This window comes from Flavobacterium sp. 1, assembly GCF_002797935.1.
In the GTDB taxonomy this organism is placed as follows: domain Bacteria; phylum Bacteroidota; class Bacteroidia; order Flavobacteriales; family Flavobacteriaceae; genus Flavobacterium.
Genome location: NZ_PGER01000001.1, coordinates 1,034,088 through 1,060,711 on the forward strand (window position 1 = coordinate 1,034,088; position 26,624 = coordinate 1,060,711).

Annotated in this window: 16 protein-coding genes; 12 read left to right on the forward strand and 4 right to left on the reverse strand. The window is 35.9% G+C overall.

Translation table 11 applies throughout. The features are described from left to right. Positions 1 to 117: 117 nt before the first annotated feature. Both CLU83_RS04370 and CLU83_RS04375 read left to right on the forward strand, forming a co-directional pair. A complete protein-coding gene (locus CLU83_RS04370; protein WP_100430481.1) occupies positions 118 to 1,482 on the forward strand; it encodes an exonuclease domain-containing protein in 1,365 nt (454 codons plus the stop codon). 222 nt (positions 1,483 to 1,704) lie between these two features. Then, complete coding sequence (locus CLU83_RS04375; protein WP_100430482.1) at positions 1,705 to 2,316, forward strand: alpha-ketoglutarate-dependent dioxygenase AlkB; 612 nt, start codon at positions 1,705 to 1,707, stop codon at positions 2,314 to 2,316. Between the two features lie 92 nt (positions 2,317 to 2,408). On the opposite strand, the gene CLU83_RS04380 is transcribed toward CLU83_RS04375, so the two are convergent. Together CLU83_RS04380 and CLU83_RS04385 are read right to left on the reverse strand one after the other, a co-directional pair. Further along, on the reverse strand, positions 2,409 to 3,989 hold the full coding sequence (locus CLU83_RS04380; RefSeq protein WP_100430483.1) for a Na+/H+ antiporter: 1,581 nt from the start codon (positions 3,987 to 3,989) through the stop codon (positions 2,409 to 2,411). A 91-nt stretch (positions 3,990 to 4,080) separates the two neighbouring features. Next, complete coding sequence (locus CLU83_RS04385) at positions 4,081 to 4,977, reverse strand: AraC family transcriptional regulator (protein WP_100430484.1); 897 nt, start codon at positions 4,975 to 4,977, stop codon at positions 4,081 to 4,083. A gap of 414 nt (positions 4,978 to 5,391) precedes the next feature. Between CLU83_RS04385 and CLU83_RS04390 the strand changes: the two genes are divergently transcribed. The 4 genes from CLU83_RS04390 to CLU83_RS04405 are packed head-to-tail and all read left to right on the forward strand — an operon-like array spanning position 5,392 to position 9,427. Further along, positions 5,392 to 6,348, forward strand: a complete 957-nt coding sequence (locus CLU83_RS04390) for an IS1595 family transposase (RefSeq protein WP_100430323.1) — start codon at positions 5,392 to 5,394, stop codon at positions 6,346 to 6,348. Positions 6,349 to 6,400: 52 nt separating this feature from the next. Next, the gene (locus tag CLU83_RS04395) at positions 6,401 to 7,252 is read left to right on the forward strand and encodes an aldo/keto reductase (RefSeq protein WP_100430485.1); all 852 of its coding nucleotides are present in this window, start codon (positions 6,401 to 6,403) and stop codon (positions 7,250 to 7,252) included. Positions 7,253 to 7,276: 24 nt separating this feature from the next. Beyond that, complete coding sequence (locus CLU83_RS04400) at positions 7,277 to 8,422, forward strand: aldo/keto reductase (RefSeq protein WP_100430486.1); 1,146 nt, start codon at positions 7,277 to 7,279, stop codon at positions 8,420 to 8,422. 24 nt (positions 8,423 to 8,446) lie between these two features. Continuing rightward, complete coding sequence (locus CLU83_RS04405) at positions 8,447 to 9,427, forward strand: aldo/keto reductase (RefSeq protein WP_100430487.1); 981 nt, start codon at positions 8,447 to 8,449, stop codon at positions 9,425 to 9,427. Positions 9,428 to 9,533: 106 nt separating this feature from the next. Here the strand turns inward: CLU83_RS04405 and CLU83_RS04410 are convergent, their stop codons facing one another. Together CLU83_RS04410 and CLU83_RS04415 are read right to left on the reverse strand one after the other, a co-directional pair. Next, on the reverse strand, positions 9,534 to 11,945 hold the full coding sequence (locus tag CLU83_RS04410) for a glycoside hydrolase family 2 TIM barrel-domain containing protein (RefSeq protein WP_100430488.1): 2,412 nt from the start codon (positions 11,943 to 11,945) through the stop codon (positions 9,534 to 9,536). Between the two features lie 101 nt (positions 11,946 to 12,046). Beyond that, a complete protein-coding gene (locus CLU83_RS04415) occupies positions 12,047 to 12,406 on the reverse strand; it encodes a hypothetical protein (protein WP_100430489.1) in 360 nt (119 codons plus the stop codon). 1,486 nt (positions 12,407 to 13,892) lie between these two features. Between CLU83_RS04415 and CLU83_RS04420 the strand changes: the two genes are divergently transcribed. From CLU83_RS04420 to CLU83_RS04445, 6 genes are read left to right on the forward strand one after another with little or no spacing between them, the layout of a single operon-like run. After that, positions 13,893 to 17,096 carry a TonB-dependent receptor gene (locus tag CLU83_RS04420; protein ID WP_100430490.1) on the forward strand — a complete coding sequence of 1,068 codons (3,204 nt, stop codon included), beginning with the start codon at positions 13,893 to 13,895 and terminating at the stop codon, positions 17,094 to 17,096. A 10-nt stretch (positions 17,097 to 17,106) separates the two neighbouring features. Then, the gene (locus tag CLU83_RS04425; protein WP_100430491.1) at positions 17,107 to 18,996 is read left to right on the forward strand and encodes a RagB/SusD family nutrient uptake outer membrane protein; all 1,890 of its coding nucleotides are present in this window, start codon (positions 17,107 to 17,109) and stop codon (positions 18,994 to 18,996) included. 45 nt (positions 18,997 to 19,041) lie between these two features. After that, positions 19,042 to 22,065, forward strand: a complete 3,024-nt coding sequence (locus tag CLU83_RS04430) for a SusC/RagA family TonB-linked outer membrane protein (protein WP_100430492.1) — start codon at positions 19,042 to 19,044, stop codon at positions 22,063 to 22,065. Between the two features lie 29 nt (positions 22,066 to 22,094). Then, positions 22,095 to 23,831, forward strand: a complete 1,737-nt coding sequence (locus tag CLU83_RS04435; protein ID WP_100430493.1) for a RagB/SusD family nutrient uptake outer membrane protein — start codon at positions 22,095 to 22,097, stop codon at positions 23,829 to 23,831. 49 nt (positions 23,832 to 23,880) lie between these two features. Beyond that, on the forward strand, positions 23,881 to 24,912 hold the full coding sequence (locus CLU83_RS04440) for a DUF5627 domain-containing protein (protein ID WP_100430494.1): 1,032 nt from the start codon (positions 23,881 to 23,883) through the stop codon (positions 24,910 to 24,912). Positions 24,913 to 24,948: 36 nt separating this feature from the next. Then, a complete protein-coding gene (locus tag CLU83_RS04445) occupies positions 24,949 to 26,622 on the forward strand; it encodes an endo-1,4-beta-xylanase (RefSeq protein WP_157801990.1) in 1,674 nt (557 codons plus the stop codon). The last annotated feature ends 2 nt before the right edge of the window (positions 26,623 to 26,624 follow it).

Sequence of the window (26,624 nt, forward strand, 5' to 3'; positions counted from 1 at the left end):
ATGCCTATAGATTCTATGTTTCTATGTGTTAAATAATTTTTTTATGAATTAGACCAACATGTTATTGATTAAAGTTAATAGAGGAGTTGCAGGAATAATATTCACGTTAGATACTATATGAAAAAGAAGGAATACGCCATTGTAGATATAGAAACGACTGGAGGCAATGCCGTAGGAAGCCGTATTACAGAGATAGCCATAGTTATCCATGACGGAACTAAGGTTATCGACCGCTGGGAAACCCTTGTGAATCCGCAGCAGGAAATACCGCTCCCTATTTTTGCGCTGACAGGAATTGATAATAATTTGGTTCGTAATGCTCCAATTTTTGACGAGGTTTCCGAAAAAATTCTGGAGATGCTTACCGACCGTATTTTTGTAGCGCATAATGTCAATTTCGATTATTCTTTTGTCCGCCATCAATTGGAAAAATCAGGTTTTAAATGGACTGCCAGAAAATTATGTACCGTTCGTGCTGCAAGAAAGATTAGACCTGGATTAGGTTCTTACAGTTTAGGAAACCTCTGCAGTTCATTAGACATAAATATAGAAAACCGTCACCGTGCCGGCGGTGATGCAGATGCGACCGCTATATTGTTTTCCAAATTACTGGAGTGGGACACGGAAGGCGAGATGGATAAAATGATTAAAAAAACGGCACAGGATCAGCGTTTGCCTCCCAATCTGCCTTCTCAGGATTTTGAGCAGCTGCCTGAAAAAATAGGGGTGTATTATTTTTACAATCAAATGAAAGAAGTAATCTATGTTGGTAAAGCCGTTAATTTAAAAAAGCGTGTTGCTTCTCATTTTAGCGGTCATAATGTGAATGCGCAAAGGCAGCATTTTTTAAAGGATATTTACGGAATTTCCTTTGAAGTCTGCGCTACCGAACTTATGGCGCTGCTGTTAGAATGTGATGAGATTAAGAGGTTGTGGCCAATGCATAACAGAGCATTAAAACGTTTTGAATCTAAATACGGATTGTATGAATATGAAGCCCGAAACGGATATAAATATCTGGCGGTTGGAAAACTGACTAAATTTCAAAAGTGTATTCAGGAATTCAACAGCCAATTTAGCGGAATAACTGTATTGCAGAATCTTGCTCAGCAGTTTAAAATTGATTACCGATTCTGTCAATACGGCATTTCGGCTACAGGAGATTTTTTTCAAAAAAAAGATGCAGCAAATCTGCCTGATGTAACAGATCACAATAAGAAAATTGAAAAAGCCATTGACTTTTTGTTAGGCAATAGGACAAGTTTTGCAATCATAGACAAAGGAAATTCTATAGAAGAACAGAGCTGTATTTGGGTTGAGAATGGACACTTTTATGGAATGGGCTATATTCCGTCAGATGTTGGATTTAACGAACCTTCTGAGATAAAGGATTGCGTTACGCCTTACAGGAGCAATCAATACATGATGCATTTAATCCATGCTTATGCAGAGAAATATCCGGGAAAAGTAAAACGTTTCTAACTTGAATCCGATTAGTATTTTTTGGAGCAGAAAGATTGGGCATTTTCAGGAAGTATCGTCCCGCTATCCGTTGCAATCTTGTTTGCCGAACCCCGGCAAACAAGGATTTTCACTACAAACAAAGTTCACTGAACTCCTATAAAAATAAAAGTATAGTGAAGTAATCGGGGCTAAAAGGAGATATTTTGCTTTTTTGAACACATTACAAAAAAAACAACATTTATGATTCTCTTTGACGACACCGAAATCTTTACATCAGGTACAGCCGGCAAAAAAATATTTGACGTTCCTGATGCTGACTTAATGCTGATTGATAGTTTTTTTACAAAAGAAGAATCAGACAGTTATTATAACATTTTATTAAACAATACATCGTGGCGGGAGTACGACATGCCCATGTATGATAAAATAGTTACAGCTCCACGGATGGTTGCTTGGTATGATGATAGTGATGCCTCTACGGGTAAATTTGATTGGCCAAAGGAATTAAAGACTATTAAAACCAGAGTCGAAAATGAAACCAAAATAAACTTCAATGCTGTTTTACTGAATTTATACAGAAACGGAAAGGACGGAGTTTCTTGGCATAGCGATAAAACCAGTAGCGAGAATAAAGATATGAATATTGCATCGGTGACATTTGGAGAAACCCGTATGTTCCGGCTGCGCCATAAACTTTTGAAACATCTTCCGCAGCTAGAGATTCCTTTGCATCATGGTACATTCTTATTAATGGCAGGAAAAACGAATAGCTTCTGGGAACATCAAGTGCCAAAAACCGCAAGAGATGTGCTCCCGCGGATTAATCTCACTTTTAGGCAGGTGAGAATATAAAGCAGGTAAATACTAATATCATGCCTTTGCAAATTTTGCAGTTTTTTTAATGCTGAAAGATTAAAAAGATTCAACTAGAGACTTATTACTTTCTAGAGATACCGAAGCTTTTCTTCTTCAATATCTAAATAATGCATCTGCCGTCGTATTATTGATTCGTCAAGATTTTGATCTTCTCTGTTTTTATTGATGAGCCAATGCCTTTGCTGATGCAATAAATCCAGATAAATAACTTTTAAATCCTCTCCAATTGATTCGTCATCGATTCCATTACGGTGCTGTTCCCATTTCAGAATAAGATGCTGTAATGAAGCATTACTTTCTACTTGATCGCTATAATTCGTTTTTAAGTAATGTGTTGCAAATTCGGCTAATTCCTGTCGTATGTTATTATACATTTCAGTACGTGACAAAGTATCGTCATCATTATTAGTTAGAATTTTTTTGATAAAATAAGGCAGCGTTAATCCTTGAATTAATAATGTCAAAAGAATAACAATGAAAGTGATAAACAGGATGAGATTACGCTGCGGAAATCCGTTGCCATTATTGAGATAAACCGGTATAGATAATGCAGCTGCCAATGAGACAACACCGCGCATTCCGGTCCAGCCAAGTATAAAGGAGACTTTGTATCCGGGATTTCTACTGTCTGCTACTTTGATGAAATTACGGGCAATGAGCGTAACAATTACAGCACCATAAGAAGACAGAATCCGGCTGACAATCAAAACAAACGTAATCAGCACGCCGTATCCAACTGCAGCTGTAACACTAATATTTGCTTCTTCGAGTCCTTTAGTAATTTGAGGCAGATCTAACCCAATCAGCATAAAAACAAATCCGTTTAGTATAAAGCAAAAGCTTTCCCAGACGTTTACTCCCCGAAGACGGGATCTGCTGTTAAGAAAACGATGTCTGTTATTAGACAGAAGCAAACCGCCGCTCACAACTGCCAATACACCGGAACAGTGAACCTCTTCGGCAGTGAGATAGATAATGTATGGAGTCAGTAATGTCAGCACACTGTCTGCATTCACATCAGTCGGCAGGTATTTATGGGCTTTCATAAAAATCCATCCAATGAGTAAACCAATTGACACACCGCCAATAATCATCCAGCTGAAACTCGTCGCAGCTTTGTAAAATATAAACTGCTCGGTTGCCACGGCGATCATCGCAAATCTAAAAGTAATTAAAGATGAAGCATCGTTCAATAGACTTTCTCCTTCTAAAATGGACGAAATGGTTTTGGGTACTTTAACGAATTTCAAAATCGCTCCGGCACTTACAGCATCTGGCGGTGATACAATGCCGCCTAACACAAATCCTAATGCCAATGAAAAACCAGGAATAACATAATTAGCAACTATTGCTACAGAAAGTGCAGATACAAAAACGACTACAAAGGCAAAACTTGTTATAATCCTCCGCCAGCGCCATAATTCTTTCCACGAAACCGTCCATGCGGCTTCATAGAGCAGCGGAGGAAGGAAAATAAAAAATATTAGATCGGGTTCAATGTTTATAACCGGTATGCCGGGAATAAAGCTTATGACCAAACCTGCTAGAACTAATAGTATTGGGTAAGCAACTTTTATTTTATTAGCCAGCATAATCAGCAATAAAATAACGAGCAATATACCAAGATAAAAAGGGAAATTTTCAAGCATTTGTTTGGTTTTTAAGAACAGTTTCTAGTTTAGGCTTCGGTATTTGATTAAAGTGCTGCAGCTATTTAAAGACCAGTTCAATGCTATTTCTTTAATTCAAAATTCTATATTCATTAGGTGTACTGCCAACATGCTGTTTGAAAAAACGAGTGAAATGCTGCGGATATTTAAACCCTAATTCATAAGCTACTTCATTAATAGTTTTTGAAGAATCAAATATTTTGTTTTTGGCTGCATCAATAATTTTATTTTGAATGTATTCCTGAGCCGATTTTCCCGTTTCTTTTTTAATTAAGTCCCCAAAATAATTTGGAGATAAATTAAGTTCTCCAGCATAATAGGCAACAGAAGGCAGTCCTATGATATTAGGCTTGTCAGAAGAAAAATAACTGTTTAGCAATTCCTCAAATTTTTCAACAATTCCTTTGTTGGTAGTATCTCTGGTAATAAATTGGCGGTCATAAAATCTTTCGCAATAATTCAAAAACAGCTCAATATTTGAAGTAATAAGTTTTTTGCTATGCTTATCAATAGATTGCTTTAATTCAGTTTCAATTTTAGAAAAGCAGTCGAAAACAAGCTGTTTTTCTTTTTCTGACAAATGCAGTGCTTCACTGGTGTTATAACTGAAAAAATTGTATTCATTAATATTTTTTGCTAGCGATGTACCGCGAATTAAATCAGGGTGAAAGATCAATCCATGTCCTGCTGGCTGATAGTAGTCGGTTTTGTTTTCAACATCAATTGTCTGACCAGGTGAAATAAACACTAATGTTCCTTCCTGATAATCGTAATAATTACGGCCGTATTTTAAATCACCGCAATTCACTTGCTTTAAAAATATACAGTAAAGTCCAAAGTTCATTTTACAACCGGTTCTTTCCTTTGCTTTTGAAAAATCAATAACACTAACTAATGGGTGTAATGTTTCATGATTGTTGAAAGTATTGTATTCACTAATGGTTTCAAAGTTAAATACCTTATCCATGTCTTTATTGTTTGTTAAACAAATTTAGGTATTTAAGTATAGGTATAACAGTAATTTGTTATTAATCAGTAATCTTGGTAGGAGATTCAGTAATCCGTATACCAATGCCGTCGTATTTTGTTTGGAAATTTGTATTAACCAGTTGGGTGTAATTCATAAAATTTTCATTTAACACATAGAAACATAGATTTTACTTTAAAAAAGAGTGCAAAAAAGAAATACATTTCTTTCACATAGTGAGCTATGTGTCTTTTAAAAAAGTGAAACGCCTATTTTTGAGCTTATAAAATCTATGTTTCTATGTGTTGAAAATAATTACGCCAACGGGTTTGTATTAATAAAATATGACTATCCGCAACTTGTACCTTTTGTTTAATTACCTTATATTCGTGGCAGAATAAAAACTAAACAGTTATGAATTTGCGTAAATTCTTTGAAAAATATCCTGATGAAGCTTCTTGTATTGAAGGCTTCAAGAAAAAACGTCTTGAAATGGGTATTGTCTGCAAAAAATGCCAACACACAGAGCATTCTTTTCGTAAAACTGATTTAAAATTTCAATGTAAAAAGTGTGGTAGCCGAATTAGTCTTCGCTCAGGAACGGTAATGGAAAATTCGAATTTACCTTTCCAATATTGGATGCTTTGCATTGAACTTATGACGCTCTCAAAAAAGAGTTTTTCAGCATTAGAAATGCAACGTATCTTGGGGCACAAGCGTTATGAACCAATTTGGTTAATGATGCACAAAATACGCAGAGTAATGAGTAAACGTGATGAGAAATATAAATTGGAGGGTTGCATTGAATTTGACGAAGGATTCTTTGAAAGAGTTGACAACAAAGATGTTATAGACGACAAAGATGATAACAATGGTGACAATCCTAAACAAGGCAAAAGAGGTCGTGGGAGTGAAAGACAAGCAAAAGTGCTAGTGATGGTAGAATCTGAACCTAGTATTTCTGCGCCAAAAAAAGGAAAACCAAACAGGAAAGTAGGCTACTTGAAAATGGTTGTCATGGAGGATTTGAAGTCCGAAACAATTAATAAAGAGGTTCAGAAGTCAGTAGAAAAAACAGCTTCTGTACTCTCCGATGGCTATACAGGATATTCTAAACTAAAAGAAGTAATAGCAAAACATCAGGTTGTTGTAGAGCCTGACAAGAAGAAATCTGCAAAAGTTTTTCCTTGGGTAAATAGAACAATCAGTAATGCAAAGAAAGTGATTTTAGGAATCCACCACAATTGTATAAATCAACAATATGTACAAAATTATCTCGACGAGTTCTGTTACAAATTTAACAGAAGATATTTTGGAGATAGACTATCTCAGAGGCTTATGATTGCTGCCTTAGAAACAACTTGGTATTAGTTACGGATAGTCATGTAATAAAATTATTAGAAACTTTAATTACAAAATTACTATGTACAATGTAAAATTAAATAACGGTGTTGAAATGCCTATTTTAGGTTTTGGCGTATTCCAAATGCAGGACATGGCTGAATGTGAACAAGCTGTAACAGATGCAATTGAAACAGGATATAGATTAATTGATACTGCAGCTTCTTATATGAATGAACAGGCTGTTGGGAATGCTGTTAAAAGAAGCGGTATTGCAAGAGAAGAACTTTTTATAACTACAAAACTCTGGGTAAGTGATGCAGGTTATGAAAACACAAAAGAAGCTTTTCAAAAATCTTTAGAATTACTGCAGTTGGATTATCTGGATTTATATTTAATACATCAGCCTTATGGTGATATTTATGGTTCTTGGCGAGCCATGCAGGAGTTGTATCATGAAGGAAAAGTTAAGGCGATTGGTGTTTCTAATTTTCATCCCGACAGAGTGATGGATCTAGTAGTCAATACTGGTTTCATTCCTGCAGTAAACCAAATTGAAACACACCCTTTTCACCAGCAGAATGAAACACAAAAATTTCTTAAGGAAAACAACATACAAATTGAATCTTGGGGGCCTTTTGCAGAAGGAAAGAATGGTATTTTTAAAAATGAAATTCTAACTGCAATTGCCCAAAAACATGATAAATCAACAGCACAGGTCATCCTGAGATGGTTAACCCAAAGAGGAGTAGCAGCTATTCCAAAATCAGTTCGTAAAGAAAGAATGGCAGAGAACTTCAACATTTTTGATTTTGAATTATCTCAAGAAGATATGAGTGCTATTCAAACTTTAGATACTAATGCAAGCCTGTTTTTTGATCACAGAGATCCTAATATGGTAAAAAGGCTCAGCGAACATAAATTGAGCAGATAAATCATAAAATAAAAATATTCCAAAATGAATAGACGATCAATATTAAAAACAGCAGGTTTAGCATTAGCTGGAAGCGCATTGCTGCCATTTCGCTCTCTTGCTCAATCTGGCATTCAGGAAAACTCAGAAGAAAAAAATAAATTTCCATTACTTGCATCTGATAAACGAAAACTGGGTAACTTAGAAGTTTCCAGCATCGGCATCGGTGTGCAGAATATGAGCCGTACCTATCAGACCACAATTCCTTCACGTTCTGAAATGCACCGAATCATCCGCACAGCTTTTGATAATGGCGTTACTTTTTTTGATGCAGCAGAAGCCTATGGACCTCTAGAGGTTGAAAAAATTCTTGGCGAGGGTGTTCAATCTTTTCGTGATAAGATTGTCATCGCTACAAAATTTGGATGGAATATCGATCAGGAAACAGGAAAGCGGTTACCGGGTTTAAACAGCCGTCCTGAACATATTAAAGTAGTGGTTGAAGGAATGCTGAAACGCCTTCGCACTGACCGAATTGATCTGTTGTATCAGCATCGCGTAGATCCAAATGTACCGATTGAAGATGTTGCTGGTGCAATCCAGGATTTGATAAAAGAAGGTAAGCTGCTTCATTACGGACTCAGTGAGCCTGGTCTGCAGACTGTAAGGCGTGCACACGCTATTCATCCAATAACTGCCATTCAAAATGAATATTCATTATTGTGGCGCGGTCTTGAAAAAGGAATTCTTCCTTTATGCGAAGAACTCGGCATTGGTTTTGTGCCATGGAGTCCGCTTGGTGTTGGTTTTTTAACAGGATCTATTGACAGCAATACACGATTTGCATCTGGTGATATTCGTGGTATGGAATCAAGATTTTCACCTGAAAACCTTCCTGTCAATATGGCTCTGGTTGATTTGATCAAGAAATGGAGTGAGCTGAAGAAAGCTGCACCTGCCCAAATTTCTTTGGCTTGGCTTCTTGCACAAAAACCTTGGATTGTACCAATTCCTGGGACGACCCAAATGGCACACATGCTGGAAAATACAGGAGCATCTCAAATAAAATTTTCCTCAAAAGAAATGCAGGAATTCAATGCAGCATTAAATGGTATTAAGATTGTTGGGGAAAGATTACCTGCTGGAGTACTGGCTTTCTCTGATGTTGAAGCTCCGGAAAAAAAGAAGTAATTTTAATGATTAAAAATTAATAAAATGGAAAAAAGAATTTTAGGGAATAAAGGACTTGAAGTGTCTGCAATAGGATTGGGCTGTATGGGATTGAGCTTTGCTTATGGTCCCGCAATGGACAAAGCGGAAGCGATAAAATTAATCAGAGAAGCCTACGAACAGGGAATTACTTTTTTTGATACCGCAGAAGCTTATGGTATTGCTAATGAAGAATTGGTGGGAGAAGCACTTAATCCGTTTCGGAAAGAAGTTGTAATTGCTACTAAATTTGGCTTTAAAGACGGAATTGCTTTTAACGGACAAGACAGCCGGCCAGAAAACATTAGAGCTGTCGCTGAAGAATCTTTAAGACGGCTAAAAACAGATGTTATTGATTTATTTTATCAGCATCGAGTTGACCCAAATGTTCCTATGGAAGATGTTGCAGGAACCGTTAAAGAGCTTATTAAAGAGGGAAAAGTAAAACACTTCGGACTATCAGAAGCAGGTGTAGAGTCTATTCGGAAAGCACATGCAGTACAGCCTGTTACGGCTTTACAAAGTGAATATTCTATTTGGTGGCGGGAACCAGAATTGGAAATATTACCAGCACTTGAAGAATTAGGAATTGGTTTTGTTCCGTTTAGTCCATTAGGCAGAGGATTTTTAACTGGTGCAATCACTGAAAACACAAAATTTGACAGTACAGATTTTAGAAATACTTTACCTCGTTTTAGTGAAGAAAACAGAACGGCAAATCAAAAACTGATTGATTTACTTGGTGGAATAGCTTCTCAAAAAGAGGCAACACCTGCGCAGATTGCCTTGGGCTGGCTGTTGGCACAGAAACCATGGATAGCACCAATTCCCGGCACAACAAAATCACACCGTTTGACAGAAAATATTGGAGGAGCATCCATTCATTTAACCGCTTCTGATATTAAAAAAATTGACGATGCTTTTGCTCAAACTGCCATACAAGGTGACCGCTATCCTGCTCATTTACAAAAAGCGGTAGGGAAATAAAAAAGAGAGGAATCATAAAAAATTGTTTTTATGATTCCTCTCTTTTTAAATTTTTTGCAATCTGCTTAAAATTTTAGCTGATTGAGATTGATGCAGTACATCGGATTTATTTATTTGATGATGTTTTGATTGTTATACTGGATCCAGTTAGACCGGATGAGCTGGCTTTTAGGGTAATGGCACCTGTTTTATGAGTGCTTTTAATAACAACCTGTGCACGTCCATTCCATGCTTTACAAGTATTCCCAGCATATTGATCGATATCTTTTATGTTTGCATTTCCCACACCGGCAATAGTTCCTTCGCCCTGTATATCAAACTGCAGTTTATTTGCAGCATTGGGTACAGTATTTCCGTTTTTATCAATTACTTCAACGGTTAAATAGGATAAATCCTGACCATTTGCCATTATGGTTTTACGGTCAGCAGTAAGTTTAATTGTAACTGGATTATCAGCTGTTTTCAGTGTTTTGAATTCCACTTCCTTATCATTAATTACACCGGCAGCTCTCAATACCCCTGAGGAGTAAGGCACTGCAAATTTAGCCTTAAACTGCTGTTCTTGGCTTGTTTTTTCTTGACCAATGAGTTTGTCATTTAAATACAGTCTGACTTCAGGATATTTGGAATACACTTCTACTTCAATGTTTTTATGTTCAAAACCAGACCAGTTCCAGCTTTCCCATGTGGGCCAGACTGACCACATTGTCTCTTTGATCTCCAAATTTTCTACATTCGGTTCACGAACTGCCATGTACAATTTTTCATTTTCGTTGTACAGCATGCTTCTATAATGTGATATCGGTTTTCTCCATCCGGTTAAATCAACATCACCGCAATAAGCACCATGCCAAGGGAACAATTCACCTTCCCAGTGTTCGCCTGTTTTTTCACCATTATAAAACCAGCGCCCAATGCCGGACTCGCCTAAATAATCCAAAGCTGTCCATACAAAATCGCCAATGATATAATTGTTTTGCTGTACCAGTTTCCAGTTCTCGAAGGCGTCTCTTGGATAGGATTCTGTTTGTACAATAACTCGCGAAGGAACTCTGGCATGATCCGATGGAGCACGCTGCAGCTGATAATTATAACCGCCAATATCCTGAGCAGCAAATAAAGGGTCGAATATTTCCCAATCCTTATCCCAAGTGGTCATAGCAGAAGTTATAGGGCGGGTAGTATCTATTTTTCGGATACATGCTGCCATCATCTTAGCAGTCAGGACTGCATCTGGACTTTTTCTTTCAATTATTTCATTTCCTATGCTCCACATAATAATGGAGGGATGGTTACGGTCTCTTAGTATCATTGATTCCAGATCACGCTGCCACCAGTCATTAAAAATTGATGCATAGTCATGTGTTGTTTTGCTTTCTTTCCATCCGTCAAATGACTCATCTATTATTAATATGCCTAATCTGTCGCAGGCATTCAAAAAAGCTTCAGAAGGAGGGTTATGAGAAGTTCTTATTGCATTGAATCCTGCCGATTTCATCATTTCTGCTTTTCTTTCTTCGGCTCTGTCATAAGCGACAGCACCTAAGATTCCATTATCGTGATGTACGCAGCCTCCGTTAAGTTTCATAGTTTTGCCATTGAGCTGAAAACCATTCTCAACAGTAAATTTTATTGAGCGTATTCCAAAGGTTGCAGCTGTCTGGTCAATTATTTTATTTTCTTTCAGAATTTGTATCTGAGCCTGATATAAATGCGGTTTGTGTAAATCCCAAAGCTGCGGTTTTGAAACCACAATCATTTGTTCAACTTCTTTTTCACCTCCGGCTGCAAGATCAATTTTTAATTCAGCATTTCCAGATTTTCGGGTTTTATCATCAAATAACTGTGTGTTAAGTGTTAACTGCTGTGCGGTATTGGATTCATTCTTAATTTTTACTTTTACTGCTACTGTTGCTTTTTCGGCAGTTATTTCTGGAGTGCTGATTCCAATTCCTTGATGTGCAATGTGCAGTTCATCTGTAACTGTCAGCCAGACATGGCGGTAGATTCCTGAGCCGCTATACCATCGGCAATTTTGCTGCTGCGAATTATCAACTTTGACCGAAATAATATTTTCTTTAGAAAAATCCAAATAGGGAGTAAGGTCATAAAGGAAAGAGGAGTAACCATAAGGATATATGCCAAGTGATTTTCCATTGATAAAAACCTCCGAATTCATATACACACCTTCAAAGTATATCGAAACCTGTTTTCCTTTTAACGAAGAAGGAATGTTGAATGTCTTGCGGTACCAGCCAATTCCCGCCGGAAAGTAACCACCGGCACCGCGGGTTGGATTGTCGCTGCTTATTTTTCCCTCAATGCTCCAATCATGAGGCAAATCCAGTGAACGCCAAGTTTTATCATCAAAATTCAGGTTTTTTGCCTGTGGCATATCGCCTAATGAAAATTTCCAATTGTCATCAAAAAGTAATTTTCGCTGCTTGTTTTCCTGTGCTGTAAGATTGAAAGAAAAATAAAGAAGCAGGATTGATAAGAATTTTAAAGTAGTCGGCATTTGACAAAGTTAGGATTGTTGAACTAAGTTTTTTATCTCAAAATATTAAGTGTCAAATATACACTTTTAAAATAAAACAAGATAATTTTTTAAAGACAATCTTAATTTAACTGTTCAGTGCTTTTCATTCTTAAACATTGTTCAGTTCCTAAGTAGAGTGGGTTTCCATGTTTTTCGGACCAAAAACCATCCAAAAAGTCTTTGGTTATGCATCGATAAACAGCGACTCCTTTATACGTTTTGTTGTCTTCTCCCTTATAACTGAAATTGATTACCAGAATGTTGTTTTTAAAGAAACCGCAGCCTTTTTGTTCGTCTGTGTTGTTAATAACCCATTTAGCTATAATTCGGTTGTTTTTATCTAAGGATAAATTCAAAATACCTTTGTAGGTTATTTCATGGCAGTCATCTTGATTTTTTCCAGAAATTGAATAATCACCTATTAAATCTTGTATAATCATTTTTTTCGATACAAAAATTAGCATCCAGTGTTTACTGGTATTAACAGATTATGGCGTACCAATAAAGTACAAATCTGAAAAAATAATAGCACAAAGTAAAAAATAAACTTTTATCTATTATTTTAATTGAAGGATATTATTTTGTTAGTCTGTGGTACTATATTTTTTAAAGAACACATTAAATCTGTAGTTGAAACAAAGGTATAAAATTCATTTGATAGAGAAAGGCAGTGTATTTATATTTCGAGGTGATCCTGAGATACAAATTTCAAGCCATTTTCTCCATGATTTGAAGAAACTAGCACATTATAAAGTTAATTCTATAAGATAGATTTTGAAAATATTCAAAAAGGCGGTTTGATGTACTGTTGAGGTTAAAACGTTAAAAAGTCTCAACTCTGTAAAATATTTTATGGTTCGAATTCCTTATCGTCGACCAAAATTTAGAAACCTTTAATGTCATTTATAGTATTCTTAAATAATCCGCATCCTAAATATAATATGGTTATATTTTTAATAATATACTCACTCAGTTTTTACGATGCCAACTGGTTTTGGCATTAGTAAATTATTTTACATTTTGTTACCGTTTGGTAATGGCTTGAGTTCCATATTTCTTAAACTTTGTTCTGGATTCTAATGTGAAATAGAAGCTGCTCATCAAATAATTTTTTCAACGGAAATGAAATTGTCTTCATAAATCGGATAGTTTTTAAACTGTCATTTAAATCCTGTTATTTATAAAAACAGCATTGTTTTACCGGCTCAGCACATTTTTTATTCTTTATGTAACGTAGTGTAAAGTATCTGTAACGTAGAGATAGCTGATATCTGTTTTTAACAAATACTTTTGAATCATCTAATTTTTTTATTGATATGATAATAATTCAGTATTTATTTTTTGATACCATAATTATATTGTTAAATCCTAAATACTAAATAATGAACACTATTCTTATTCTTTCTAAAGACTGATTTTATTAGAATAAATCTTTTTAAAATGAAAAACAGAATCAAATGTTTAAATTTTAAATAAGTGCTGCAGTGAAAAAATTGCATTAAGGAATTAAAAAAATAACCAAAACAATTAACCAAGACTTTATTAACCATTATGATCAAAATTTTACTTTTTCGGAAAACTTTTTTAAGAGAAGGTTTTTTTAGACAGTCTTTAGCCCTCAAATCTTATGAGGAATACAAAAGCAATAAGGCACAAAAAACATTCAGGAATCTTTTACTTAACAACTGGTGTCTGGCCGTAGGCAGCTTTGTCAAGACAATTTATCATTCACGAATTCAAATGATTTTACTTAAGCAGTTACAGGTTTGAATATGGCAATATAAATAGCAGCCTGAATTAAAGTAAATGCATTATCAATTTCCGGCTGGAAAAAATATAAAATTAGTTTAATCAAGTCTGTATCTGTTTATCGGCAGTATTGATAACAGTATAAAGTATAGATCAAGTTCAAAATATTTAAATAACATGAAAATAAAATTATCTAAAATTCTAAACGGAGCTATGTATCTGCCTTTAGGAATTTTGTTTCAATTTTTGTTTACGGGTGAGCTGTCAGCTGCTGAGAAAAATATCCCAGTTTCTGTGACAGATGTAAGCGTTAAAATTAAACAGCAAATTAAAATTTCTGGAAGGGTAACATCGTCAGAAGACGGCAATGGAGTGCCGGGAACTACAGTTTCAGTCAAAGGGGTAGCTAATTCAAGTGTTTCCACTGATTTCGATGGAAGATATACCATTAATGTGCCTTCGGATGCTGTTTTGGTATTCACCTTTGTTGGGTTTAAAACTGTTGAAAAGCAAGTTGGCGGTAACAAAGAGATTAACGTGGTGCTGACACCTGAGAAAACATCATTAGATGAGGTTATTGTAGTTGGATATGGCAAGCAGAAAAAAGCAAGTTTAGTAGCAGCAATTACCCAAGTTTCCGGAAAAATTCTGGAACGTGCCGGCGGTGTTCAAAGTATAGGTTCCGCATTGACTGGTAATGTGCCAGGTTTGATAACATCGGCTAGTTCAGGTATGCCTGGTGAGGAAGATCCTCAGCTTTTTATACGCGGTGCAAGTACCTGGAATAATGCACAGCCACTTATTCTTGTTGACGGTGTAGAGCGGCCAATAAACAGTGTTGAGATTACTTCTGTTGAATCTGTTTCGGTATTAAAAGATGCATCAGCGACTGCAGTTTATGGAGTTAGAGGTGCAAATGGAGTAATCCTTATTACTACTAAACGAGGCCAATCTGGTAAAGCACTAATAAGGACTACTTTTAATACGACTGTGAAAACTCTTTCTAAACTGCCTGCTAAGCTAGATTCTTATGACGGGTTAATGGTTAAAAACAGTGTCATCGAAAACGAGCTGGCATTAAGTCCATCGAGCTGGGCTGATTATGTTCCTCAGGCTATTATTGATAAGTACAGATATCCAGCAAATGTACAAGAATCTGAGCGCTATCCTAATGTAGACTGGCAGAAGGCTTTATTTAATGACTATGCAATGTCTTATAATGCGAGTTTAAATGTAAGCGGCGGCACTAAATCTGTAAAATATTTTGCAAGTGCTGATTTTTTAAGTGAAGGCGATATGTTTAAAAAATATAACAATAATAGAGGATATGATCCTGGATATGGTTATAACCGTCTGAATGTTAGAAGTAATTTAGATTTCCAAGTTACCTCTAGTACAGTGTTTAAAGTAGGTCTTGCTGGTTCCCGTGGCGTGAAAAAAAGCCCTTGGGGTGCTTCAGGAGGCGAATATACTATATGGGATGCAGCATATTCAACAGCTCCAGATGTTTTCCTGCCTTATTATGAGGATGGTTCTTGGGGGTATTATGCTCCAAATCAAGGAAAAGCATCAAATTCTGTAAGGAATCTTGCGATAAGCGGTGTTCAATTTGTAACAACAACAAGACTAAACACCGATTTTACACTCGAACAAAATTTTGACAAATGGCTGAAAGGGCTAAGTTTTAAAGGAATGGTTGCCTTAGACAACTCATTTGTAGAAGGAGACAGAGGAATAAGTGATTTATTTAATGATGTGCAGGAAAAGTATATTGATCCCGTTACTGGCGTAGTCCTTTTCAAAAAAGCTTATGATTCTAATAACAGGTTTGATTTTCAAGAAGGCGTAAAGTGGAGTACTACAGGAGGATCTGTGCGGGATTGGAATACTTACCGTAAACTTTTTTATCAATTACAGTTAAATTATCAAACAAAAATTGCTGATAATCATCATGTAACCGCTTTGGGACTTTTTAGCAGAGATCAGCAGGCTATGGGAAGCGAGATTCCTCATTATAGAGAAGACTGGGTATTCCGTACTACTTATAATTATGCCGATAAATATTTTATAGAATATAATGGGGCATACAATGGATCTGAAAAGTTTAGCGCGGCCAATCGTTTTGCATTTTTCTCTTCTGGTGGTCTAAGCTGGATTGTTTCCAAAGAAAATTTTATGAAGAGTACTGAATCGTTCCTTGATTTATTAAAGATTAGAGCTACTTATGGCGAGATTGGTGATGATAATATTAACGGGAGATTTCTTTATCAATCCCAATGGGCATACGGCGGTAATTCTGTTTTAGGAACAACTGGAGAGGCAGCAGAGGGAAGCCCTTATACTTGGTATAAGCAGGCAACCGTTGGTAATGAGGATGTGCACTGGGAAAAAGCAAAGAAAAGCGACATAGGTGTTGATTTTGCTTTCTTTAAAGGATTTGTCACTGGCACTTTTGATTATTATAAAGAAGACCGAACAGATATTTTATTAGCTGGCGGCAGCAGGGCAATTCCTTCTTATTATGGAGCTGTGGCACCGGTTGCAAATTTAGGTCAAGTTCAAAATAAAGGTTATGAATTAGAATTAAAGTTCAATCATACTTTTGGGAATGACTTGAATTTATGGTGGACAACTAATTTCACTCATTCAAAAAATAAAATTATAAGCGCTGATAATCCTGAATTACTGCCAGATTATCAAAAAAGTGAAGGATATTCTATTGGTCAGGCTCATTCGTATGTAAGTCAAGGTTATTACAATACTTGGGATGAGTTATATGCCAGTACAGTTCATAGTACAAATGATGCTGCAAAGCTTCCTGGTAATTATAATATACTAGATTATAATGGTGACGGTGTCATTGATTCTAAAGATAATATCCCTTTTGGCTATACAGGAACACCACAAAATACTTACAATAATACTGTTGGTATTAATTGGAAAGGTTTCAGTGCGTTTGTGCAGTTTTATGGTGTAAATAATGTTACCAGACAAGTTGTTCTTACAAGTTTATCAGGACAAAATCATGTTGTATATGATCAAGGTTCATACTGGTCACAAGATAACACGAACGCAGATCAGCCAATGCCTCGCTGGCTTGCTACAGCTAGTGAATATAACAACGGGAGCAGGTATATGTATGACGGATCCTACCTTCGTTTGAAAAATGCCGAGATTGCTTATACTTTCGACGGAAAAACAAATTGGATAAAATCGTCAGGGCTACAAAGCATTCGATTTTATTTAAATGGAAATAATTTGTTTTTATGGTCTAATATGCCCGATGATAGAGAAGCAAATTATGCTGGAACGGGCTGGGCATCACAAGGTGCTTATCCAACTGTAAAAAGGTTCAATTTGGGGGCTAACATTATATTCTAAAAATTTAACTATGAAGAATTATATTAAAATAATATCAAAGTACAGCTTAATTATAGGCTTGCTTTTACTTTCAGGATCCTGCAATGAATATCTTGAAAAATCTCCTGATTCAGATATATCTCCTGAAGAGGCTTTCAAAAATTTTGAAAATTTTCAAGGATTCACTGAGGAATTGTACCAAAGCATTCCAGATTTTACCAATGGATATTGGACAAATTCATGGAATTGGGGAGAAGATGAAATTCAGTCTACAGCCCGTGATTTTCACTTTATATGTAAGATAGATAAAGGGGATTTTTGGGGCTGGCAAAGAGAGTATGACGGATGGCAGGCTGGCTGGATGAACAGAAACAATGTCAGCACCGATAATGACCGTATGCATAAGGATTTGTGGACATTAGGCTGGGCTGGTATTCGTAAGGCAAATATTGGTCTTGCCAATATTGATAAAATGACCGAGTATACCCAAGAAGAAAAGGATTTAATCAAAGGGCAATTGCTGTTTTTTAGAGGATGGTTTCATTTTGAGTTTATGCAGTATTTCGGCGGGCTTCCTTACATTGATGAAGTGCTTCCAAGTGATCAGCCGCTTAAATTGCCAAGACTTAGCTATCAAGTATGTGCTGATAAAGCCGCTGCTGATTTTAGAGCCGCTGCAGACTTGCTTCCTGTTAATTGGGATAATACTGTTATCGGAAAAAGAACATTAGGGAAGAATGAGCTTCGTATTAATAAAATAATGGCTCTTGGGTATTTAGGTAAAAATTATTTATGGGCAGGAAGTCCGCTTATGAATAAAGTGTCTACAGGAAATGCTTCTTATAATGCTGAATACTGTAAAAAAGCAGCTGCAGCTTTTGCAGAATTATTAAATATTACTGAAAGCGGTACTTCACAATATAAATTAATGCCGTTTGCAAAATACAGTGATAATTTTTATACAACAGGAAGTAACTGGAAAATGCCAGGCGGAACTGAAGCTATTTTTAGAGGTCCTTACTGGGGAGCAAACGGATCTAACTGGGGTACTTCTAAGCAGTATCAGCCTGCACCTCAAATATGCGATGGGGATGTGAAATTCCTGCCTACAGCTAATTATGTTGATAATTATGGAATGGCGAATGGAAAACCTATTAAAGATATAACTAAAGCAGATGCAGATTCAGGATATGATCCAAGATATCCTTGGAAAGGCCGTGATCCCCGTTTTTACAATGATATTGTATATGATGGTGTAAAATGCGTTACAGGTTCTATTCCGGCTGCTGAAGAAAGTAATCGTTATGCAAATCTTTATACTAACGGTAGCTACCGAAATATAAGCACAGGAAGCCGAACTGGTTATTTGCTTTATAAGTTTATTCCGAGAAGTGCAAATAAGTTTGATGATGGTTTTGGTTATGGCAACAATTTAAATATTCATCTTCCTTGGATGCGTTTGTCTGATATCTACATTATGTATGCTGAAGCTGCCGCGCAGGGTTACGGTACTGCAACAGGAAAAGATCCAAAATATACAGGAACTGCTGTCGATGCTATAAATATTATTCGTGATAGAGCCGGAGTTGGACACGTCGCAGCGGAGTACTTGGGTTCATTAGATTCTTTCATGAACGAGGTTAGACGTGAACGTGCTGTTGAGTTGAGCTTTGAGGGACACCGCTTTAATGATTTACGCCGCTGGTTATTATTGATTCAAAGTCCATATACGATTAAAAAATCTATAGAATTTGACCGTGCTTCTACATTTGATGCAACAAAACCAAGCGAAAATAGAGTTATTAATATTCGTGAGGAAGTAATTTTGGTGAGAAATTTTAGCGAAAAGCATTATTGGCTTCCGTTAAAAAATGCAGATGTAAATATGTATTTAGAATTTTCACAAAATCCTGGATGGTAATTAAAATGATTATTTTAAAAAATTTAAAAATAAAATTATAGAATAATGAGATATATACAACTTAAAATAGTGTTATGTTTTGTGCTATTTGCTTTCTTACCTGCCAAGATTTTCGCTCAAATTGATCAGAAATTAAATTTAGCTGGAATTGTTATTGGAGCAGGCGGGAAGCCACTTGAGAATGTAACTGTTGTCAGTAAAAAAGATAATATTACAACTGCTACCGATAATAAAGGAAGCTACTCAATAAGCGTAACAGCAAACACAGACATCGAGTTTAGCGTTGCTGGCTATACTACATTGGTAGTAAAAGCAACAGCTGCTGTAAGTGACGTAAATTTAAATAAAGAAAATTCAAATTTAGTTCAGGTTGCTTTCAAGAAAGAAGAAAGCAGGGATTTAATGGGAGGTATTTCTTTTGTAAACCTGCCAGAAATTTTAGAAAAAAACTATACAACGTATAGTTTAGATGGAGTACAGGCTTTAATCGGTGGACTTAATGGTAACATCTGGGGAATGAACGGCATTTTAGTGCTAGTAGATGGAGTTCCCCGCGATATTAATTCGGTATTGTCTACCGAGGTTGAGCAAATCACTTTTCTAAAAGGGGTTTCTGCGGTAGCACTTTACGGTAGCCGTGCTGCAAAAGGAGTAGTTTATATTACAACAAAAAAAGGTAAAGTACAAAAACAGCAAATTACAACAAGATTTGATAATGGAGTATTCGTGCCTAAGAGCCTTCCAAAATATTTAGGTTCTGCAGAATACATGCATTATTATAACCAAGCTCGTGTTAATGATGGTTTGGATCCAACATATTCTGATGAAACCATTTATAATTATGCAGCTGGCAAAAATCCATATAGATATGCTGATGTTAATTATTATGCACCAAAATACGTGAAGGAGTTTTATTTTAATTATGATGCAAATGTTGAGATAACAGGAGGAAATAAATCGGCAAAATACTATACAGTAGTTAATTTTTCGTCTCAGCAGGATCCTCTGCAAAGTTTTGGAGAGGCGGCAAATAACAACAGTAATAGATTTAATGTTAGAGGAAATGTAGATCTTCAGATTAATGACCGCTTTTCAGCAACAATTGGTGCAAATGCTATTTATAGTACTTCCAGAGGAGTAAATACAGATTACTGGGGCAGCGCTGCTACATTGAGACCATATTTATTTAGTCCATTAGTGCCAATCAGTATGATTGAATCTAGTGATGATGCATCAATGGCTCTTGTAAATAACAGTAATTATATAGTTGACGGACAGTATTTATTAGGTGGTACACAGCTTAATCCTACTAATCCTTTTGCAGCTATATATGCTGGAGGACATAACACTTATTCAAGCCGTCAGTTTCAGTTTAATACGGGGATTAATGTAGAGTTAGGCGACGTCATTGACGGGCTGACATTTCGTACTGATTTTGCGGTTGATTATTCTAATGCGTACAGTCAATCCTATAATAACAGTTATGCGACTTATGAGGCATCTTGGAATAACTATGCAGGCATTGACCAGATTACTTCTTTAACGAAGTATGGAAAAGATTCAAAAACAGGTATTGAGAATTTAAGCGGAAGCTCTCTTTTTCAGACGGTTGCTTTTTCCGGGCAATTTAATTATGTAAAAAAAATAAAAGAACAGCATAATTTATCGGCAATGCTTATTGGTTCAGGATATCAGCAAAGTCAGTCTGCTGTTTATCATAAAACAAGCAATGCTAATTTAGGTCTAAATTTATCTTATAATTTTGATCAAAAATACTACGCAGAATTTAATGGAGCATATGTACATTCTGCCAAATTTGCAGAAGGTAACCGTGAAGGATTTTCTCCTACAATGTCTATTGGATGGAAATTATCTGAAGAAGATTTTATGAAGGATGTGACAGCTGTCAATAATTTAAAATTAAGTATTTCAGGAGGTATCTTAAATACAGATTTAGATGTTTCAAATTATTATTTATATGAAAGTATATATACTCAAACTGACGGACAATGGTTCAGCTGGAGAGACGGTGCTCTTAACAGAAGTACTGACGTTAGAAGAGGTGAGAATTTAGATTTAAGCTTTGCAAAAAGAAATGAGCTGAATGTTGGATTAGAAGGAGCATTCTTTAAAAACCTGATTACCTTAAATACTAACTTTTTTGTTAATGAAATTACAGGAAATGTTATTCAGGCTTCAAGTTTATATCCAAATTATTTTGTTACGGGCTTTCCTAACACTTCATTCCTACCTTATATTAATTATAATAATGATAAACGTATTGGATTTGATTATGATGTAAGATTCAATAAAAAAATTGGAAATGTTGATTTAGCTCTTGGATTAACAGGGACTTATGTGGATTCAGAAGCAACTAAAAGAGCTGAATTATTTGATGACAGTTATCAAAACAGACAAGGCAGACCTTTAGATGCACTTTGGGGTCTAAGAAGCAATGGCTTTTTTATGGATGCGCTTGATATTACGAATTCACCTTCACAGACTTTTGGACAGGTTAAACCAGGAGATATAAAATACATTGATCAGAATGGTGATGGCATTATCGACAATAAAGACGAAGTTTATTTAGGTAAAGCAGGCTGGTATGGAGCTCCATTTACATTTGGTATTAATTTTACTTCAAAATGGAATAATTTCACATTTTTCACAATTTTCACAGGACAAACAGGTGCTAATGCAATGAAAAACAACACCTATTTTCAAATGGATGGAGAAGATAAATATTCTATTAACGTAAGAGACAGCTGGACAGAAGAAACTAAAGAAACAGCAATTTATCCAAGGGTATCTTCATTGAGCAGTGATAATAATTTCCGTTCGTCAGATTTCTGGATGTATAGTACTAACAGAGTAAATCTTTCGAAAGTGCAGCTTACTTATGATTTTCCTAAAAAGATGCTTCAAAAAACTTTTTTTACTGAGCTTAGTGTTTATGCACTTGGATCTAATCTGTTGACTATTTCTGAAAACAGAGATGTTATGGAATTAAACATCGGAGGCGAACCACTAACCAGATATTATAATCTGGGTGTTAAAGCATTATTTTAAATTTAAAACACACACTTAATTTAATTATTATGAAACTAAAAATAGTATTATTTCTATCCGTTCTGTTTGTTTTTTACAGCTGTGATGATTTGATTGATCCGGCAATAGAAAACAATAGAGGGCTTGAAGATATGTATGCAGAGGCTGAATACGCACAAGGAATTCTTCTTAATGCTTATACAAGACTGCCTGGGAATAGCTGGTCATTTAATGATGTAGCAACGGATGATGCTGTAACAAATAATATATCCAGCAATTATCTTAAGGTAGCAACAGGTCAATGGACTTCAAACTTTAACCCGTTAGATCAATGGTCAAATTCAAGAGCAGCCATTCAGTATTTGAATATTTTTCTTTCTGAAGCTGGTAAAGTGCAATGGGCAAAAGATGAAAAAGTAAGTCTTTTGTTTAGAGACCGTTTGATGGGAGAGGCTTATGGGCTAAGAGCTTTATACATGTATTATCTGCTGCAGGCTCATGCAGGTACAGCTACTAATGACCAGCTATTGGGAGTGCCAATCCTTTTGGAGCCGGAAACGGCTAGTTCAAACTATAATGTTGGACGTTCCTCTTTTGAAGATTGTATGAAACAATTGTACAGTGATGTAAAAAAAGCTACGGAATTGCTTCCATTAGATTTTGAAGATGCTTCAACGTTACCTCCTGGATACGATAATTTAAGTGATTATAACCGTGTGTTTGGTCAATATGCCAGACAAAGAATGTCTTCTAGAATTGCACAAGTGGTAAGAGCACAAGCGGCCTTATTAGCAGCTAGTCCAGCTTTTAGTGCAGGAAACACAACAACTTGGGAAGTTGCGGCTAAATATGCCGGCGAATTGCTGAACCTGAATGGTGGAGTTTCTGGTATTGCTTCTAATGGATTGAACTGGTACAGCGATGTCGAAGAGTTAAAAGCAATGGGCGCTGGGATCAATCCGCCGGAGATTCTTTGGAGAGGCGATATAGCTGATAGTAATACTTTAGAAAGCGATAATTTTCCTCCAACTCTTTTTGGAAAAGGACGTGTCAATCCAACACAGAATTTAGTGGATTCTTTCCCAATGGCAAATGGTTATCCTATTACTGCTGCGGGCAGTAATTATGATGCTGCAAAGCCTTATGATAACCGTGATCCTCGTTTGAAAAAATTTATTTTAGTAAACCAGTCAACTGCCGGAGTGAGTAATACTGTAATTACTACAGCTAGTGATGGTACTACAAATGACGCATTAAACAAGGTTGGTACATCGACTCGTACGGGTTATTATATGAGAAAATTATTGAGACAGGATGTGAATTTGAATCCAACGTCTATTAATAATCAGAGACATTATAAACCAAGAATGAGATATACTGAATTGTATCTTATTTATGCAGAAGCTGCAAATGAAGCATGGGGACCAACAGCTACAGGATCTATAGGATTCTCTGCCTATGATGTTGTTAAAGCGTTAAGAAAAAGAGCTGGAATAGTACAGCCTGATCCTTACTTGGAGTCAATTAAAGCAGACAAAACGGAAATGCGCAACTTAATTAGAAACGAGCGTCGTTTGGAACTATGTTTTGAAGGATTTAGATTTTGGGATTTACGCAGATGGAATTCAAATTTAAATGTTTCAGCTGATGGGGATAAGATCCAAGGAGGTATTCATCAAAAAATCACTGTTGAAAGCAGACTTTATAAAGACTATATGAAATTTGGACCAATTCCATATTCAGAAGCCCTTAAGTTTAACGCTTTACTGCAGAACAAGGGATGGTAGAACATTAAGATTCTACTTAATGTATTAGGAAATTTAATAATTAAAGAAAATGAAAAACAAAATATTTTTAATGCTAACAGCTGTACTTGTCTCTATGGTTTCATGTACTAATCAAGATGCTGAGTTTGATAATTTTGATCATCAGTCGGTTTATTTTGCTTATCAATACCCTGTCAGAACTATAACATTGGGAGAAGACATATTTGATACTACTTTGGATAATCAGCACAAGTGTAAAATAATGGGGACTTTAGGCGGTGTTTATAGTAATGATAAAGATGTAACCATTGATATCGCAGTTGCAAATTCGCTGCCTGCCGGTTTCTTATTTAATGCTGGCGAAAATGAAATTGTTGCTATGCCAAGCAGCTATTATACACTTTCAAGCAATCAGATTGTTATTCCAAAAGGCCAGATTACTGGAGGTGTAGAGGTACAATTGTCTGATGCTTTTTTTGCAGATCCTCTTTCAATAAAAAAGACCTATGTTATTCCTATTGAAATGAAAAAAGTAGTTAATGCTGATACTATTCTTTCTGGAAAGGCTCTAGTGTCTAATCCATTAAAACTATTAAGTACAGACTGGAGTGTTGCACCAAAAGATTATGTTTTATATGCTGTAAAGTATGTAAATCCTTGGGATGGCAATTATTTAAGAAGAGGTAAAGATGTCATTGTTGGAAATAATGGAAATACGGCTCTTAATAAAACACTTGTAAGACATACAACTTATGTAGAAACTGATCAAGTTTCTAAAATTAATACTCGATCATTAAATACTATTGATTTTCCAGTTACTGTAAAAGATGCTTTTGGGGTTAATATCAATTTTAATCTGACACTAACATTTGATAACGAAAATAAATGCATAGTCTCCGGAAGCAGTGCATTGTTTACAGCAAGCGGAACAGGTAAATTTGTGAAAAAAGGAGAAAAAAATAGTTGGGGAAGTAAGGACAGAGATGCCCTTTATCTTGATTATAAAGTAAATTTCCAAGATTTTAATGTAGCTACAAAAGACACATTAGTATTGCGTGATAGAGGAGTAACTGCAGCTGTTTACAGCCCGGTTAAAAAATAATTGAAAATTTTATTAAAAATTAAAGATTTAAAGAAGATGAATAAATTATATAAAATATCGCTATTGTCTTCAGTTTTGATGATGGCTGCATCCTGTACAAACGATAATGCTTTAAAGTACGATTATGAAAAACCCGCCAGCATTGCCAATCAGGAAGGAATTGATGTCTATTCTGATTTAAAAACCTATGTAGACAGAACGGCTAATCCTAATTTTAAATTAGGTGCTGGTATTTCATTGAATGATTATACAAGTAAAAGCTTGATGTATAGATTAGTTAACAAGAATTTTGATGAGATTACTTTGGGCTATGAAATGAAACATGGCGCAATAGTACAGGCAGATGGGAGTCTTGCTCTTGACAATGTCAATAAATTGCTAACCACAGCCAAAGAAGCTAATGTTTCTGTTTTTGGTCATACACTCTGCTGGCATGCGAATCAAAATGCAGCATATCTTAAAAAACTAATTGCTCCAGATGTTCTGTCATCAACAGGTCCAGGCTGGGATGTGATAACTGCAAATGATTTTGAGACTGCTGATGCATCAAATTATCAGTTCAATGGAAATGTAACATCATCGTTTACAGCAGCAGGGCAGGGTGCTAAGGGAGTGGGAAGAGCACTTAAATTAACAAATGCCAGTGTGCGTGCTAATGAATGGGATGCACAGTTTTACGTTAAGTTTTCTCCAGGGGTACAAATAGGCGAAAAATATAGGCTTACTATGGATATTCGTGCTGATGCTCCAGCAACTTCTCCGACACAGGCACAATTAAATGTAGGAGGTTATAAGCATTGGGATTTCTTTGGTAACCTTTCTTATACTACCGCATGGACAACTTATATTAAAGAGATTACCGTTTCTACAGAAATGGCAACTTGTAATACAATCGCCTTTAATCTTGGGAAAACTGCCACTAGTTTTTACTATGATAATCTCAAAATAGAAAAGTATAGCGCAACCGGCAGTATTCAGACAAAAGATAAAACACCGGAACAGAAGAAAACTATCATTGGTGATGCACTGGATAAGTGGATAACGGGTATGGTTAAAAATTGTGCTCCGTATGTCAATGCATGGGATGTTGTCAATGAGCCAATGGATGACGGAAAACCGTATGAATTAAAAACAGGTGTGGGTAGAACAAATATGGCCGCCGATGAATTCTACTGGCAGGATTATCTAGGGAAGGATTATGCAGTTGAGGCATTTAGACTTGCCAGAAAGAGTGGCAATCCAACCGATAAATTATTCATCAATGACTACAACCTTGAGTATAGTATGGATAAATGTAAAGGCCTTATTCAGTTTGTAAATTATATTGAAAGCAAAGGACAAAAAGTGGATGGAATAGGTACGCAGATGCATATTACGATCAATTCAGATAAAGCCAAAATTGAAACAATGTTTCAATTACTTGCCGCTACTGGCAAACTTATAAAAGTTTCTGAACTGGATGTGGCAGCAGGTCTTAAACCTACAAAACTGGATCTTCAATTGCAGTCGGATATGTATAAATATGTTGTGGATATGTACATGAAATACATTCCGGCAAATCAGAGATATGGTATTACTGTTTGGGGATTAACAGATAGTAAAGCTGATTCTTCATGGCTGCCTGGTCAAAATCAAGGTTTATGGGATCTTAAGTTTACTCGTAAAGCATCTTACGCTGGTTTTGCTAATGGTCTTAAAGGGAGTAAATAGTA

Excerpts from the sequence above, each read along its gene's own strand:
- CLU83_RS04370 (WP_100430481.1), top strand. The coding sequence starts at position 118 with ATGAAAAAGAAGGAATACGCCATTGTAGATATAGAAACGACTGGAGGC.
- CLU83_RS04375 (WP_100430482.1), top strand. The coding sequence starts at position 1,705 with ATGATTCTCTTTGACGACACCGAAATCTTTACATCAGGTACAGCCGGC.
- CLU83_RS04380 (WP_100430483.1), bottom strand. The coding sequence starts at position 3,989 with ATGCTTGAAAATTTCCCTTTTTATCTTGGTATATTGCTCGTTATTTTA.
- CLU83_RS04385 (WP_100430484.1), bottom strand. The coding sequence starts at position 4,977 with ATGGATAAGGTATTTAACTTTGAAACCATTAGTGAATACAATACTTTC.
- CLU83_RS04390 (WP_100430323.1), top strand. The coding sequence starts at position 5,392 with ATGAATTTGCGTAAATTCTTTGAAAAATATCCTGATGAAGCTTCTTGT.
- CLU83_RS04395 (WP_100430485.1), top strand. The coding sequence starts at position 6,401 with ATGTACAATGTAAAATTAAATAACGGTGTTGAAATGCCTATTTTAGGT.
- CLU83_RS04400 (WP_100430486.1), top strand. The coding sequence starts at position 7,277 with ATGAATAGACGATCAATATTAAAAACAGCAGGTTTAGCATTAGCTGGA.
- CLU83_RS04405 (WP_100430487.1), top strand. The coding sequence starts at position 8,447 with ATGGAAAAAAGAATTTTAGGGAATAAAGGACTTGAAGTGTCTGCAATA.
- CLU83_RS04410 (WP_100430488.1), bottom strand. The coding sequence starts at position 11,945 with ATGCCGACTACTTTAAAATTCTTATCAATCCTGCTTCTTTATTTTTCT.
- CLU83_RS04415 (WP_100430489.1), bottom strand. The coding sequence starts at position 12,406 with ATGATTATACAAGATTTAATAGGTGATTATTCAATTTCTGGAAAAAAT.
- CLU83_RS04420 (WP_100430490.1), top strand. The coding sequence starts at position 13,893 with ATGAAAATAAAATTATCTAAAATTCTAAACGGAGCTATGTATCTGCCT.
- CLU83_RS04425 (WP_100430491.1), top strand. The coding sequence starts at position 17,107 with ATGAAGAATTATATTAAAATAATATCAAAGTACAGCTTAATTATAGGC.
- CLU83_RS04430 (WP_100430492.1), top strand. The coding sequence starts at position 19,042 with ATGAGATATATACAACTTAAAATAGTGTTATGTTTTGTGCTATTTGCT.
- CLU83_RS04435 (WP_100430493.1), top strand. The coding sequence starts at position 22,095 with ATGAAACTAAAAATAGTATTATTTCTATCCGTTCTGTTTGTTTTTTAC.
- CLU83_RS04440 (WP_100430494.1), top strand. The coding sequence starts at position 23,881 with ATGAAAAACAAAATATTTTTAATGCTAACAGCTGTACTTGTCTCTATG.
- CLU83_RS04445 (WP_157801990.1), top strand. The coding sequence starts at position 24,949 with ATGAATAAATTATATAAAATATCGCTATTGTCTTCAGTTTTGATGATG.